This window comes from Aquirhabdus parva, from assembly GCF_003351745.1.
GTDB classification, from domain to species: domain Bacteria; phylum Pseudomonadota; class Gammaproteobacteria; order Pseudomonadales; family Moraxellaceae; genus Aquirhabdus; species Aquirhabdus parva.
In genome coordinates this window covers 2,537,094-2,553,542 of the sequence record NZ_CP031222.1, presented here as the reverse complement: position 1 = coordinate 2,553,542, position 16,449 = coordinate 2,537,094, and the positions used below count along the sequence as shown (strand labels likewise).

Annotated in this window: 6 protein-coding genes; 5 read left to right on the top strand and 1 reads right to left on the bottom strand. The window is 46.2% G+C overall.

All coding sequences use genetic code 11. The features are described 5' to 3' along the window. Positions 1-139: 139 nt before the first annotated feature. On the bottom strand, positions 140-10,483 hold the full coding sequence (locus HYN46_RS17485) for a hypothetical protein (protein WP_162818171.1): 10,344 nt from the start codon (positions 10,481-10,483) through the stop codon (positions 140-142). A gap of 4 nt (positions 10,484-10,487) precedes the next feature. Here HYN46_RS17485 and HYN46_RS17480 point away from each other — a divergent pair, with 4 nt between their 5' ends. The 5 genes from HYN46_RS17480 (at position 10,488) to HYN46_RS11420 (ending at position 16,446) form a co-directional block, all read left to right on the top strand. Next, positions 10,488-11,060: a YadA family autotransporter adhesin gene (locus HYN46_RS17480; RefSeq protein ID WP_162818027.1), complete on the top strand. Its 573-nt coding sequence runs from the start codon at positions 10,488-10,490 to the stop codon at positions 11,058-11,060. A gap of 267 nt (positions 11,061-11,327) precedes the next feature. Further along, complete coding sequence (locus HYN46_RS11435) at positions 11,328-12,458, top strand: DUF2827 family protein (protein WP_114899508.1); 1,131 nt, start codon at positions 11,328-11,330, stop codon at positions 12,456-12,458. Between the two features lie 68 nt (positions 12,459-12,526). Then, a complete protein-coding gene (locus HYN46_RS11430; protein ID WP_162818170.1) occupies positions 12,527-13,663 on the top strand; it encodes a DUF2827 domain-containing protein in 1,137 nt (378 codons plus the stop codon). Between the two features lie 35 nt (positions 13,664-13,698). Next, complete coding sequence (locus HYN46_RS11425; RefSeq protein WP_162818169.1) at positions 13,699-14,820, top strand: DUF2827 family protein; 1,122 nt, start codon at positions 13,699-13,701, stop codon at positions 14,818-14,820. A gap of 72 nt (positions 14,821-14,892) precedes the next feature. Further along, positions 14,893-16,446 (top strand): glycosyltransferase, encoded by a 1,554-nt coding sequence (locus HYN46_RS11420; RefSeq protein ID WP_162818168.1) that lies wholly within the window; start codon positions 14,893-14,895, stop codon positions 16,444-16,446. Positions 16,447-16,449: the final 3 nt, after the last annotated feature.

Below are 16,449 nucleotides of genomic sequence, written 5' to 3'. Positions count from 1 at the left end.
CATACTCTGGCTTTACTGGTGGATCTGCAATTGGTAATGGTGACCAAGTTTCTGTAGGTAAAGCGGGTTTTGAACGTCAAATTAAAAACGTTGCACCTGGAGCGATCAATGCAACAAGCACGGATGCGATTAATGGAAGTCAGCTATTCGCTACTACAACTGCCCTAAGCTCCTCTGTTTCAGCAGTGTCGAGTGGTTTGAGTACGACAACTAGCTCAGTCTCTAGTGTATCTTCAGGCTTAAGCAACGTTTCTACTGGTCTGAGTAATACCAACAGTTCCGTATCTGCAATCAGCAGTGGCTTGAGCAATGTGTCGACAGGCTTAAGTAATACGAATACTTCTGTATCTACCATTTCTTCAGGTCTTAGTAATGTCTCTACCGGTCTGAGTAATACGAATACATCTGTATCCAGTGTTTCTAGTGGTTTGAGCCGTGTTTCAACAGGTTTAAGCAATACTACAAGTGCAGTATCTTCAGTATCTTCAGGCTTGAGCAACACGAATAGCTCTGTATCCGCAATCAGCAGTGGTTTGAGTAGCGTATCTACAGGACTCAGTAATACAACGAGCGCGGTATCAAGTGTTTCTAGTGGCTTGAGCACAACAACCAGTTCAGTATCGAGTGTGTCTTCTGGCCTGAGCAATGTCTCAACGGGCTTAAGCAATACCACGAGCGCAGTCTCTTCAGTATCAAGCGGCTTAAGCAACACGAACAGTTCAGTGTCTGCAATCAGCAGTGGTCTGAGCAACACCAATACTTCGGTATCGAGTGTTTCTAGCGGTTTGAGCAATGTCTCAACGGGCTTAAGCAACACCACCAGTGCTGTCTCTTCAGTATCCAGCGGCTTAAGCAACACGAACAGTTCAGTGTCTGCAATCAGTAGTGGCTTGAGCAACACCAATACTTCGGTATCCAGTGTTTCAAGTGGCTTGAGCAATGTCTCAACGGGCTTAAGCAATACGACCAGTGCGGTATCTTCAGTATCAAGCGGCTTAAGCAACACCAACAGTTCAGTGTCTGCAATCTCCAGTGGCCTAAGCAACACCAATACCTCGGTATCCAGTGTTTCTAGCGGTCTGAGCAACGTCTCAACGGGTTTAAGCAATACGACTAGTGCTGTCTCTTCAGTATCCAGTGGCTTGAGCAACACCAACAGTTCAGTGTCTGCAATCAGCAGTGGTTTGAGCAACACCAATACCTCGGTATCCAGTGTTTCTAGCGGTCTGAGCAACGTCTCAACGGGCTTAAGCAATACCACAAGTGCTGTCTCTTCAGTATCAAGCGGCTTAAGCAATACCAACAGTTCAGTGTCTGCAATCAGCAGTGGTTTGAGCAACACCAATACTTCGGTATCGAGTGTTTCTAGCGGTTTGAGCAATGTCTCAACGGGCTTAAGCAATACCACAAGTGCTGTCTCTTCAGTATCCAGTGGCTTAAGCAACACCAATAGTTCAGTGTCTGCAATCTCAAGTGGTTTGAGCAACACCAATACCTCGGTATCCAGTGTTTCTAGCGGTCTGAGCAATGTCTCAACGGGCTTAAGCAATACCACAAGTGCTGTCTCTTCAGTATCCAGTGGCTTAAGCAACACCAATAGTTCAGTGTCTGCAATCTCAAGTGGTTTGAGCAACACCAATACCTCGGTATCCAGTGTTTCTAGCGGTCTGAGCAACGTCTCAACGGGCTTAAGCAACACCACCAGTGCTGTCTCTTCAGTATCCAGTGGCTTGAGCAATACCAACAGTTCGGTATCTGCAATCAGCAGCGGCCTGAGCAACACCAATACTTCGGTATCCAGTGTTTCTAGCGGTCTGAGCAATGTCTCAACTGGCTTAAGCAACACGACCAGTGCTGTCTCTTCAGTATCCAGTGGCTTAAGCAACACCAATAGTTCAGTGTCTGCAATCTCAAGTGGTTTGAGCAACACCAATACCTCGGTATCCAGTGTTTCTAGCGGTCTGAGCAACGTCTCAACGGGCTTAAGCAATACCACAAGTGCTGTCTCTTCAGTCTCTAGTGGCTTGAGCAACACGAACAGCTCAGTGTCTGCAATCAGCAGCGGCTTGAGCAACACCAATACTTCGGTATCGAGTGTGTCTTCTGGTCTGAGCAATGTCTCAACGGGCTTAAGCAATACGACCAGTGCGGTATCTTCAGTATCAAGCGGCTTAAGCAACACCAACAGTTCAGTGTCTGCAATCTCCAGTGGCCTAAGCAACACCAATACCTCGGTATCCAGTGTTTCTAGCGGTCTGAGCAACGTCTCAACGGGTTTAAGCAATACGACTAGTGCTGTCTCTTCAGTATCCAGTGGCTTGAGCAACACCAACAGTTCAGTGTCTGCAATCAGCAGTGGTTTGAGCAACACCAATACTTCGGTATCGAGTGTTTCTAGCGGTTTGAGCAATGTCTCAACGGGCTTAAGCAATACCACAAGTGCTGTCTCTTCAGTATCAAGCGGCTTAAGCAACACCAATAGTTCAGTGTCTGCAATCTCAAGTGGTTTGAGCAACACCAATACCTCGGTATCCAGTGTTTCTAGCGGTCTGAGCAACGTCTCAACGGGCTTAAGCAACACAACCAGTGCTGTCTCTTCAGTCTCTAGTGGCTTGAGCAACACGAACAGCTCAGTGTCTGCAATCAGCAGCGGCTTGAGCAACACCAATACTTCGGTATCGAGTGTGTCTTCTGGTCTGAGCAATGTCTCAACGGGCTTAAGCAATACGACCAGTGCAGTGTCTTCAGTCTCTTCAGGCTTAAGCAATACCAATAGTTCAGTGTCTGCAATCAGCAGTGGATTAAGTGGAGTTGGGAGTGCGGTGTCTTCAGTCTCTTCAGGCTTAAGCAATACCAACAGTTCAGTGTCTGCAATCAGCAGCGGCCTAAGCAACACCAATACTTCGGTATCCAGTGTTTCTAGCGGTCTGAGCAATGTTTCAACGGGTCTAAGCAATACCACCAGCGCTGTCTCTTCAGTATCCAGTGGCTTGAGCAACACCAACAGCTCAGTGTCTGCAATCAGCAGCGGCTTGAGCAACACCAATACCTCGGTATCCAGTGTTTCTAGCGGTCTGAGCAATGTTTCAACGGGTCTAAGCAACACAACCAGTGCAGTGTCTTCAGTATCCAGTGGCTTAAGCAACACCAACAGTTCAGTGTCTGCAATCAGCAGCGGCTTGAGCAACACCAATACCTCGGTATCCAGTGTTTCTAGCGGTCTGAGCAATGTTTCAACTGGTCTAAGCAACACAACCAGTGCAGTGTCTTCAGTATCCAGTGGCTTGAGCAATACCAACAGTTCGGTATCTGCAATCAGCAGCGGCCTGAGCAACACCAATACTTCGGTATCCAGTGTTTCTAGCGGTTTGAGCAATGTCTCAACGGGCTTAAGCAATACCAACAGTTCAGTGTCTGCAATCAGCAGTGGTTTGAGCAACACCAATACTTCGGTATCCAGTGTTTCTAGTGGCTTGAGCAATACCACAAGCGCTGTCTCTTCAGTCTCTAGTGGCTTGAGCAACACGAACAGCTCAGTGTCTGCAATCTCAAGTGGTTTGAGCAACACCAATACCTCGGTATCCAGTGTTTCTAGCGGTCTGAGCAACGTCTCAACGGGCTTAAGCAATACGACCAGTGCAGTGTCTTCAGTCTCTTCAGGCTTAAGCAACACGAACAGTTCAGTGTCTGCAATCAGCAGCGGCCTAAGCAACACTAATACTTCGGTATCGAGTGTTTCTAGCGGTTTGAGCAATGTCTCAACGGGCTTAAGCAATACCACAAGTGCTGTCTCTTCAGTATCAAGTGGCTTAAGCAACACAAATAGTTCAGTGTCTGCAATCAGCAGTGGATTAAGTGGAGTTGGGAGTGCGGTGTCTTCAGTCTCTTCAGGCTTGAGCAATACCAACAGTTCAGTGTCTGCAATCAGCAGTGGCTTGAGCAACACCAATACTTCGGTATCGAGTGTTTCTAGCGGTTTGAGCAACGTCTCAACTGGTCTAAGCAACACAACCAGTGCGGTGTCTTCAGTCTCTTCAGGCTTAAGTAACACGAACAGTTCTGTATCTGCAATCAGCAGTGGTCTGTCAGATACCACAAGTGCTGTATCAAGCGTGTCTTCAGGCTTAAGCAACACGAACAGCTCAGTCTCTGCGATCAGCAGCGGTCTGTCAGATACCACCAGTGCGGTGTCTTCAGTCTCTAGTGGCTTAAGCAATACCACCAGCGCAGTGTCTTCAGTATCCAGTGGCTTGAGCAACACCAACAGTTCAGTGTCTGCAATCAGCAGCGGCCTAAGCAACACTAATACTTCGGTATCGAGTGTTTCTAGCGGTCTGAGCAACGTCTCAACGGGCTTAAGCAACACCACCAGCGCTGTCTCTTCAGTCTCTAGTGGCTTGAGCAACACGAATAGTTCAGTGTCTGCAATCTCTAGTGGTTTGAGCGATACGACAAGTGCTGTATCAAGCGTGTCTTCAGGCTTAAGCAACACCAACAGCTCAGTCTCTGCGATCAGCAGCGGTCTGTCAGACACCACCAGTGCTGTCTCTTCAGTCTCTAGTGGCTTAAGCAACACGAACAGCTCAGTGTCTGCAATTAGCAGTGGTCTGTCAGACACCACCAGTGCGGTATCTTCAGTCTCTAGTGGCTTAAGCAACACCAACAGTTCAGTGTCTGCAATCAGTAGTGGCTTGTCAGATACGACAAGTGCTGTATCAAGCGTGTCTTCAGGCTTGAGCAATACCAACAGCTCTGTATCTGCGATCTCAAGTGGTTTGAGCGATACGACAAGTGCTGTATCAAGCGTGTCTTCAGGCTTGAGCAATACCAACAGCTCTGTATCTGCGATCTCAAGTGGTTTGAGCGATACGACAAGTGCAGTGTCTTCAGTCTCTAGTGGCTTAAGCAACACGAACAGTTCAGTGTCTGCGATCTCTAGTGGTTTGAGCGATACGACAAGTGCGGTATCTTCAGTCTCTAGTGGCTTAAGCAACACCAACAGCTCAGTCTCTGCGATCAGCAGCGGTCTGTCAGATACCACCAGTGCGGTGTCTTCAGTATCGAGCGGCCTGAGCAACACGAATAGCTCTGTATCTGCGATCAGCAGTGGTCTGTCAGACACCACCAGTGCGGTATCTTCAGTCTCTTCAGGCTTGAGCAACACCAACAGTTCAGTGTCTGCAATTAGCAGTGGTCTGTCAGATACGACAAGTGCTGTATCAAGCGTATCTTCAGGCTTGAGCAACACGAATAGTTCAGTGTCTGCAATCTCTAGTGGTTTGAGCGATACGACAAGTGCTGTATCAAGCGTGTCTTCAGGCTTGAGCAATACCAACAGCTCTGTATCTGCGATCTCAAGTGGTTTGAGCGATACGACAAGTGCAGTGTCTTCAGTCTCTAGTGGCTTAAGCAACACGAACAGTTCAGTGTCTGCGATCTCTAGTGGTTTGAGCGATACGACAAGTGCGGTATCTTCAGTCTCTAGTGGCTTAAGCAACACCAACAGCTCAGTCTCTGCGATCAGCAGCGGTCTGTCAGATACCACCAGTGCGGTGTCTTCAGTATCGAGCGGCCTGAGCAACACGAATAGCTCTGTATCTGCGATCAGCAGTGGTCTGTCAGATACCACCAGTGCGGTATCAAGCGTGTCTTCAGGCTTGAGCAATACCAACAGCTCTGTATCTGCAATTAGCAGTGGTCTGTCAGACACCACCAGTGCGGTATCTTCAGTCTCTAGTGGCTTAAGCAACACGAACAGTTCAGTGTCTGCAATTAGCAGTGGTCTGTCAGATATCACAAGTGCGGTGTCTTCAGTCTCTTCAGGCTTGAGCAACACCAACAGTTCAGTGTCTGCAATTAGCAGTGGTCTGTCAGATACCACCAGTGCGGTATCAAGCGTATCTTCAGGCTTGAGCAACACGAATAGTTCAGTGTCTGCAATCTCTAGTGGTTTGAGCGATACGACAAGTGCTGTATCAAGCGTGTCTTCAGGCTTGAGCAACACGAATAGTTCAGTGTCTGCGATCTCTAGTGGTTTGAGCGATACGACAAGTGCGGTATCAAGCGTGTCTTCAGGCTTGAGCAATACCAACAGCTCTGTATCTGCAATTAGCAGTGGTCTGTCAGACACCACCAGTGCGGTATCTTCAGTCTCTAGTGGCTTAAGCAACACCAACAGTTCAGTGTCTGCAATCAGTAGTGGCTTGTCAGATACGACAAGTGCTGTATCAAGCGTGTCTTCAGGCTTGAGCAACACGAACAGCTCAGTCTCTGCGATCAGCAGCGGTCTGTCAGATACCACCAGTGCGGTGTCTTCAGTATCGAGCGGCCTGAGCAACACGAATAGCTCTGTATCTGCGATCTCTAGTGGTTTGAGCGATACGACAAGTGCTGTATCAAGCGTGTCTTCAGGCTTGAGCAATACCAACAGCTCTGTATCTGCAATTAGCAGTGGTCTGTCAGACACCACCAGTGCGGTATCTTCAGTCTCTAGCGGCTTAAGCAACACCAACAGTTCAGTGTCTGCAATCAGTAGTGGCTTGTCAGATACGACAAGTGCTGTATCAAGCGTATCTTCAGGCTTGAGCAACACGAATAGTTCAGTGTCTGCAATCTCTAGTGGTTTGAGCGATACGACAAGTGCTGTATCAAGCGTGTCTTCAGGCTTAAGCAACACCAACAGCTCAGTCTCTGCGATCAGCAGCGGTCTGTCAGACACCACCAGTGCGGTATCTTCAGTATCGAGTGGCTTAAGCAACACGAACAGTTCAGTGTCTGCAATTAGCAGTGGTCTGTCAGATATCACAAGTGCGGTGTCTTCAGTCTCTTCAGGCTTGAGCAACACGAACAGTTCAGTGTCTGCAATTAGCAGTGGTCTGTCAGATATCACAAGTGCGGTGTCTTCAGTCTCTTCAGGCTTGAGCAACACCAACAGTTCAGTGTCTGCAATTAGCAGTGGTCTGTCAGATACCACCAGTGCGGTATCAAGCGTATCTTCAGGCTTGAGCAACACGAATAGTTCAGTGTCTGCAATCTCTAGTGGTTTGAGCGATACGACAAGTGCTGTATCAAGCGTGTCTTCAGGCTTGAGCAATACCAACAGCTCTGTATCTGCAATTAGCAGTGGTCTGTCAGACACCACCAGTGCGGTATCTTCAGTCTCTAGTGGCTTAAGCAACACCAACAGTTCAGTGTCTGCAATCAGTAGTGGCTTGTCAGATACGACAAGTGCTGTATCAAGCGTGTCTTCAGGCTTGAGCAACACGAACAGCTCTGTATCTGCGATCTCAAGTGGTTTGAGCGATACGACAAGTGCTGTATCAAGCGTGTCTTCAGGCTTGAGTAACACGAACAGCTCTGTATCTGCAATTAGCAGTGGCTTGTCAGATACCACCAGTGCTGTATCAAGCGTATCTTCAGGCTTAAGCAACACGAATAGCTCTGTATCTGCAATCAGCAGTGGCTTGTCAGATACCACCAGTGCTGTATCAAGCGTGTCTTCAGGCTTGAGTAACACCAACAGCTCTGTATCATCGATCTCTAGTGGCTTGTCAGATACCTCAAGTGCGGTATCTTCAGTCTCTAGTGGCTTAAGCAACACGAACAGTTCAGTGTCTGCAATCAGCAGCGGCTTGTCAGATACCACCAGTGCGGTGTCTTCAGTCTCTAGTGGCTTAAGCAACACGAACAGTTCAGTGTCTGCAATCAGCAGTGGCTTGTCAGATACCACCAGTGCAGTGTCTTCAGTCTCTAGCGGCTTAAGCAACACGAATAGTTCAGTGTCTGCAATCTCTAGTGGTTTGAGCGATACCACAAGTGCTGTATCAAGCGTGTCTTCAGGCTTGAGCAACACGAACAGCTCTGTATCTGCGATCTCAAGTGGTTTGAGCGATACGACAAGTGCTGTATCAAGCGTGTCTTCAGGCTTGAGCAACACGAACAGCTCTGTATCTGCAATTAGCAGTGGCTTGTCAGATACCACCAGTGCTGTATCAAGCGTATCTTCAGGCTTAAGCAACACGAATAGCTCTGTATCTGCAATCAGCAGTGGCTTGTCAGATACCACCAGTGCAGTGTCTTCAGTCTCTAGCGGCTTAAGCAACACGAACAGTTCAGTGTCTGCAATCTCTAGTGGTTTGAGCGATACCACAAGTGCTGTATCAAGCGTGTCTTCAGGCTTGAGCAACACGAACAGCTCTGTATCTGCGATCTCAAGTGGTTTGAGCGATACGACAAGTGCTGTATCAAGCGTGTCTTCAGGCTTGAGCAACACGAACAGCTCTGTATCTGCAATTAGCAGTGGCTTGTCAGATACCACCAGTGCTGTATCAAGCGTATCTTCAGGCTTAAGCAACACGAATAGCTCTGTATCTGCAATCAGCAGTGGCTTGTCAGATACCACCAGTGCTGTATCAAGCGTGTCTTCAGGCTTGAGTAACACCAACAGCTCTGTATCATCGATCTCTAGTGGCTTGTCAGATACCTCAAGTGCGGTATCTTCAGTCTCTAGCGGCTTGAGCAACACGAACAGTTCAGTGTCTGCAATCAGCAGTGGCTTGTCAGATACCACCAGTGCGGTGTCTTCAGTCTCTAGTGGCTTAAGCAACACGAACAGTTCAGTGTCTGCAATCAGCAGTGGCTTGTCAGATACCACCAGTGCGGTGTCTTCAGTCTCTAGTGGCTTAAGCAACACGAACAGTTCAGTGTCTGCAATCAGCAGTGGCTTGTCAGATACCACCAGTGCAGTGTCTTCAGTCTCTAGCGGCTTAAGCAACACGAACAGTTCAGTGTCATCGATCTCTAGTGGCTTGTCAGATACTTCAAGTGCGGTGTCTTCAGTCTCTAGCGGCTTGAGCAACACGAACAGTTCAGTGTCATCGATCTCTAGTGGCTTGTCAGATACTTCAAGTGCAGTGTCTTCAGTATCGAGCGGATTGAGCAACACGAACAGCTCTGTATCGTCGATTTCTAGTGGCTTGTCAGATACCTCAAGTGCGGTGTCTTCAGTCTCTAGCGGCTTGAGCAATACCAACAGTTCAGTGTCATCGATCAGCAGTGGTCTGTCAGATACGACAAGTGCGGTGTCTTCAGTCTCTAGCGGCTTGAGCAATACCAACAGTTCAGTGTCATCGATCAGCAGTGGCTTGTCAGATACCTCAAGTGCGGTGTCTTCAGTCTCTAGCGGCTTGAGCAACACGAACAGTTCAGTGTCATCGATCTCTAGTGGCTTGTCAGATACCTCAAGTGCGGTATCAAGCGTGTCTTCAGGCTTGAGCAACACGAACAGTTCTGTATCGTCGATTTCTAGTGGTCTGTCAGATACCTCAAGTGCAGTGTCTTCAGTCTCTAGCGGCTTGAGCAACACGAACAGTTCAGTGTCGTCGATCAGCAGTGGCTTGTCAGATACCTCAAGTGCGGTATCAAGCGTGTCTTCAGGCTTGAGCAACACGAACAGTTCTGTATCGTCGATCTCTAGTGGTCTGTCAGATACCTCAAGTGCGGTGTCTTCAGTCTCTAGCGGCTTGAGTAACACGAACAGTTCTGTATCGTCGATCTCTAGTGGTCTGTCAGATACCTCAAGTGCAGTGTCTTCAGTATCGAGCGGCTTGAGCAATACCAACAGCTCTGTATCGTCGATTTCTAGTGGCTTGTCAGATACCTCAAGTGCGGTGTCTTCAGTCTCTAGCGGCTTGAGCAATACCAACAGTTCCGTGTCATCGATCAGCAGTGGCTTGTCAGATACCTCAAGTGCGGTGTCTTCAGTCTCTAGCGGCTTGAGCAACACGAACAGTTCAGTGTCATCGATCTCTAGTGGCTTATCAGATACCTCAAGTGCAGTGTCTTCAGTATCGAGCGGATTGAGCAACACGAATAGCTCTGTATCGTCTGTATCCAGTGGTTTGAGTAATGTTTCTACTGGCCTCAGCAATACAAACAGTGCGGTATCATCAATTTCTAGCGGATTGAGTAATACCAATAGCGCGGTGTCATCAATCTCTAGTGGTTTAAGTAATACCAATAGTGCGGTATCTTCAGTATCGAGTGGCTTAAGCAACACAAACAGTTCAGTGTCTTCAGTCTCTAGTGGCTTGAGCAATACGAATAGTGCGGTGTCGTCAATCTCTAGTGGAATGAGTAATACCAATACTTCAGTATCGAACATTAGTAGTGCGCTAAGTAATACCAATACTGCGGTATCGAGCATCAGTAGTGGCTTGAGCAATACCAATACATCGGTATCATCGATCAGCAGTGGCTTGAGCAATACCAATACCTCGGTATCGTCGATCAGTAGTAGCCTCAGCAACTTGGCCGGTAGTATTGTTAACTCTTCAAGCTCTATCTCGGCAATATCGAGTGGCTTGAGCAATACCAATATATCGGTATCGTCAATTAGCAGTGGATTGAGCAGTACCAATACCTCGGTCTCGTCGATCAGCAGCGGATTGAGTGCAACGAATGTTTCGGTATCTTCTATCAGCACTGGTTTGAACACCGTTATTAATACCGGTACCAAGTACTACCAAGCGAACTCAACAGGTGAAGGTGCTAAAGCGGTCGGTACAGATAGCATCGCGGCTGGTCCTAATTCAGTGGCTACAGGTGATCGTTCAGTTGCTTTGGGTGCAAACTCAAAAGCAATCGGAAATGATTCTGTTGCGTTGGGTGCAGGCTCTGTTGCAGACCGTGCAAATACGGTATCTGTTGGTTCGGTCGGTAATGAGCGTCAGATCACGAACGTTGCACCAGGCACCAGAGGAACTGATGCGGTTAACCTCAATCAATTGAACTCGGTTCAGAATTCTTTGAATAACCGTATCGATGACTTGAATAATGTCGCATCGCGCGGTATCGCATCTGCGACTGCCTTGACTCAAATCCCTGAGATGAATGAACATCAACGGATGAACGTCGGGCTGGGTGTTGGACATTTCAATGGTGTTGATGCCGTTGCAGTGGGTGCGAAGTTCAAGGTTGGTGATAATGCTCGCGTTAATATCGGTGCGGGTATATCCGGCGGTGTCGCAACCTACGGTGCTGGTGTTGGCTTCGGTTGGTAATCTAATCTGAATGAAAAAAGCGCATGTTGATCATGCGCTTTTTTATTTTCAGTACTGCTTCGCCTCAAAGATCAAATGGATATTGATTAATGATAATCTCATGATTATTTGGGTGAATGTATGTACATGAAAATCATGAGTCGATTAGAATGTGATGATAGTCTCAAAATCAGTGATGGACTTGATGTCCATGAGTGGGTAAAACGAGAATCTATATAACAAAGATTTAAAAATGGATTAAAGCATTATGAAACTCAGAGGATCGAAATGCATAAGCGGTTAACAGTCGGAATTACTTTCTTTGTCAGCACACGAGTCTCTGATATCTGGTCAAATGGTGCAGTACAAAATATCATTTTTCTCTATCTACTCATCCAGAAGATGCCAAGTGTGGCAGAAGTCTTGTTGGTGAATGGTGGTGATGGTGATGTCATTCCGGAAGGTTTGTTACTCGATGATATTCCACTTAAAGTCTATAAGATTGAGGAAGTCGTATCACGGCTAGATGTGCTGATAGATGGTAATGCTCAGATGCGCGCTGAGGATATGCAAGCTGTGCAAGCGCACGGCGGTAAGATCGTGAATTATCTTATCGGTAATGACTTTGTGATTGATATGGAGCGTTGTTTGTTTGATCGACCCACAGGCACATTATTCAATGGTTTCAAATTTGATGCTGTCTGGACGCTTCCTCATCATGAAAGAACCTGCCGGTCATACTTTGAAGTCATGCATCGTTGCTCCGTGAGCGTTGTTCCCTATATTTGGTCACCGATGTTTTTGAAAAAAGGGATTGATAGTTTGGCGAATCCTACGTCATTTTTTTATCAACCTACACCCGGCCCAAAACGCATCGCAATCTTTGAACCCAATTTAAATGTCGTGAAAACTTGCCATTACCCATTGCTCGTTTGTGAAGCTGCGTATCGTATTGAACCCGAACTATTCAAAGCCGTATATGTGACTAACACCTCGCACATGAAGGATAATCAGACTTTTCAGCATTTTATCGGCACAATGGATGTTGCAATGGATAAGGTGGCGACTATTGAGGATCGTTTCAAAACCCCTTATTTTTTGAGTGAGCATACTGAAATTATCGTTTCTCATCAGTGGGAAAATCAGCTGAATAATCTTTATTTAGATGTGCTGTATGGCGGATATCCTCTGGTTCATAACTCTAAAATGCTCAAGTGCGGTTACTACTATGAGCCATTTAATGCCAAAGCGGGTGCTGAAGTCCTCTTGGACGTGATGCATAACCATGACAGCCGAATCGAAGAATATAATGCAAAGACAAGCGCTTATCTAGAAACTGTTCAACTAGACTACCCAGACAATATAAGCCAGTATGAACAAGCGTTATGGGATTTGTTTAGTGATAGCACAAGTACATAGTTAGTTATTGGGTCTTTAGATTTGTTCACGAGTAGTAGCGTGAAATTATTAATATAGGTTGAATGACATTGAGCGAGCAAAAAAAATTAGTCGTCGGCATTACCTTTTATGTCAGCCAGACCAATACCAATATTTGGGCGACTGGTGCGATTCAAAATGTAATCTATCTTTATCTCATGATGCAGAATATCCCGTCGGTCGCAGAGGTCATACTCATCAACGGCGGGGATAGCGATGTGCTGTCTTCTACACTTATGCTTGATGGTGTGGATATCAAAATCGCACGTTTACCTGAAGTGATGGATCGATTGGATGTGCTGATTGAAGGGGGCGCACAGGTTGATCGCGATAGTATTGTTGAACTGCATAAGCGCGGGGCAAAAGTAGTTGCGTACCGTATGGGTAATGATTTTGTGATTGATATGGAGCGCGTTATCTTCAAACAATCCCCAGGTTATTTATTTCAGCGTGTTGGTTTTGATGAGGTGTGGACTATTCCGCAACATGAAAAGACCTGCCGATCTTATTGGGAGGTGATGGAGCGCTGTGCAGTTAAAGTCTTACCTCATATATGGTCACCATTGTTTATCGATAAAACAATTGCGGAATTGCCGTCGAACTTAACTTTTGGCTATCAAAAGAGTATCACTACGCCATCAACCCCCAAAAAGATCGCCATCTTAGAGCCGAATGTGAATGTGGTGAAGACCTGCCACTATCCACTTTTGGTTTGTGAGGCCGCTTACCGTCAAGATCCTTCAGTATTTAAAGCGATCTATGTTACGAATACCTCGCACATTAAAGATCATGTGACGTTTCAGCATTTTATCGGCACGATGGATGTGGGTTTGAATGGCATTGCAACTGTGGAAGATCGCTATAACACGCCTTTTTTCCTCGCTGCGCATGCCAATGTTGTGGTTTCCCATCAATGGGAAAATGAGCTGAATTATTTATATTACGACGTGCTCTATGGTGGATATCCACTGATTCATAATTCTACGATGCTGAAGTGCGGCTATTATTTTGAAGCGTTTGATGCCGAGGCGGGTGCAACCGTTTTGCTGGATGTGTTACGTCATCACGACAGCCGAGCGGAAGAATACAAAGCCCAAGCTCAAGAATTCCTTAAAACCGTTCATGTCGATTACCCCGAGAATATTCGACAATATGAACAAGCCTTGCTTAATCTTTTTGCCGATTAAAATCATGATCTGCCGCATGAAAAGGAACACTGCACTTGGATTCTCATAAAGGATTAACCATTGGCTTAACGGTCTTTATCGGTTCTGCTAACACCAGCATCTGGTCTAATGGCGCGATTCAGAATTTTGTTTTCCTTTATCTATTGCTCAATAAGATTTCGTTGGTGCAAGAAGTCATTTTTATTAATGGCGGTGATAGTGATCAGCTATCCTCACTGATGCTTGATGGTTTACAGATTCGAATTGCACGTTTGCATGAAGTCGTCGATCAACTGGATGTGCTCATTGAAGGGGGGGCACAGCTCGATTGGCAAACCATTCAAAATTTCCGAGCCAGAGGCGGTAAAGTTGTGAATTACCAAGTCGGTAATAGCTTTATCATGGATCAAGAAACGGTATTGTTTAACCGAACTGCGACACGGGTTTTTGATGGTTCAATCTTTGATGAAGTATGGACTATTCCGCAACATGAAAAGACCTGTCGATCGTATTGGCAAATCATGCATCGCTGTCCAGTTCATGTCCTTCCACATATCTGGTCGCCGATTTTTTTGGATAAGACGATTGCCAATATCCCCAATGGTGGGCATTTCGGCTATCAGCCTCGGGATGGGAAAAAGCGAATTACTATTTTTGAACCAAACTTGAATGTGGTCAAAACCTATCATTACCCTTTATTGGTTTGTGAAGCCGCCTATCGCCGTGATCCTCGTCAGATTCAAGCGGTCTATGTCACCAATACTGCACACATCAGCAAAGACGAGACCTTCCAGAACTTTATGATCAATACCGATCTGGGTGCAAATGGCGTGGCATCCATCGAAGACCGTTTTCCGATCGCGCATTTTTTGGCATTGCATACGGATATCGTGGTCACCCACCAATGGGAGAATGAGCTGAATTATCTGTATTACGACGTTCTCTATGGTGGGTATCCTTTAATTCATAACTCACCCGCTTTAAAGTGTGGTTATTACTACGAATCATTTAATACCAAATCTGGTGCAGATGTATTGCTCGATGTTTTAGCGCATCACGATCAAAGAATCGAGGAATACAAACAAGAGACGCAGGCTTGGCTTGAGACTGTACAAGTCGGCTATATACCTAATATTTTGGCATATGAAAATGCGCTTAGAAGGGTATGCGCTTTGTAGTGAGTTTAATCACCACAGAGTATGCGCCGTTTCAAAATTGGAAAGACAAAGATTCAAATGGACGATATCAGTATGAAGCTACACTTAGCCTGCGGTGCCAATATATTGTCTGGCTGGACAAATGTGGATTTGGAACCTCAAGAGGCGAGTGTCATTCAGCATGATTTAACAGAGCCTCTGCCTTTTCCCGATGAAACATTCGATTTTATTTACTCTGAGCACTTTATTGAATGTATTGCTAAAGACGCAGCCTATGCGTTTATTGCGCAGTGTTTTTTGAAGCTCAAAGCTGGGGGAACGATTCGTATCAGTACGCCGAGTTTAGAGCGATTGGTCAGGCAATTTGAGTATGAAAGAATGGATAGCTGGCGCAGTGTCAGTTGGATACCTTCTAATCGTGCTGATTTGATCAATCAAGGCATGACCGCTTGGGGTCACAAATATCTCTATAATTGGCAAGCACTCGAAACGTTATTTCGCCATCTTGGTTTCATCAGTATTACCCGCAAGTCTTGGGGAAGCAGTGATTTAGGTGTTTTTAATGGCATTGAATCGCGTCCAAATAACGGTGAAATTATTCTTGAGGCGACCAAACCCACATCCGCACAGCTCACTACCAAGCGTCCAAAAGTTTCCGTGGTTATCCCTTCATATAATCATTGTGATTATGTTGCAGCAGCAATCAATAGTGTCTTAAATCAGACTTTTCAAGATTTTGAGATAGTTGTCACGGATGATGGCTCTTCTGATGGAACTCCAGATATCGTTGCGACCTTTACTGATCCACGGATCAAGCTTAAGCGTTTTGAAAAAAATAAAGGTGCATGCTGGGCAACAAATGATGCCATCCGCCGTGCACAAGGGGATTACATTGCCGTACTTAATTCTGATGATGAGTTCTTACCAGAAAAACTCCAGAAGCAAGTCGCTTTACTTGATAGCCATCCAGAATTTGGTGCTGTTTTTGCCTATCCTGAAATTATGGATGAAGAGGGCAATGTTCTGTCTGTTGAGGGGCAGCAAAAACATGCGGGGATCTTTAACGAGAGTAATAAACCACAAGCACAGTGGTTATCTCGTCTTTTGCAAACCAATTGCCTGTGCCATCCGACTGTGCTTATTCGCCGTACATGCTATGACGCAGTTGGTTTATATAGTCCGAATCTCAGATCACTGCCTGATTATGAAATGTGGGTGAGGGTATTGCTGCACACCAACATCTACATCATCCAAGAGCCTTTAATCAGGATGCGGATATTTGCGGCAGGTGGAAATGAGAGTGGTCAACGCCCTGATCAATTCCGAAGAATGTATTGGGAGCATATCCCTATTATCAAGCGTTTATTAGCCGCACCTCATGATTTGTGGCGCGAGATGCTGAGCCAGTTTATGGATGTCTCTGAGCTACCACAAATTGAGAATTATCAGAGGGAGTTTGAGTTCGCAGCGCTTTGTACCAAGATTAATGGCTTATCGCATTTGATGGCGGCGATGCAGGTCATCAGCGCGATTAATGATGATTCAGAAGAGGCGGTGATTCCAATTTGTCGCATCTATAACGAACTCGCGGCACATTTAGAGTTCAGCATCACGCCTCATAAGGCATTGTGGCCACTGCGAGTATAAATG

What these genes read in the sequence shown, in the direction of transcription:
- HYN46_RS11435 (WP_114899508.1), top strand. Translation starts at nt 11,328, where the DNA reads ATGCATAAGCGGTTAACAGTCGGAATTACTTTCTTTGTCAGCACACGA.
- HYN46_RS11420 (WP_162818168.1), top strand. Translation starts at nt 14,893, where the DNA reads ATGAAGCTACACTTAGCCTGCGGTGCCAATATATTGTCTGGCTGGACA.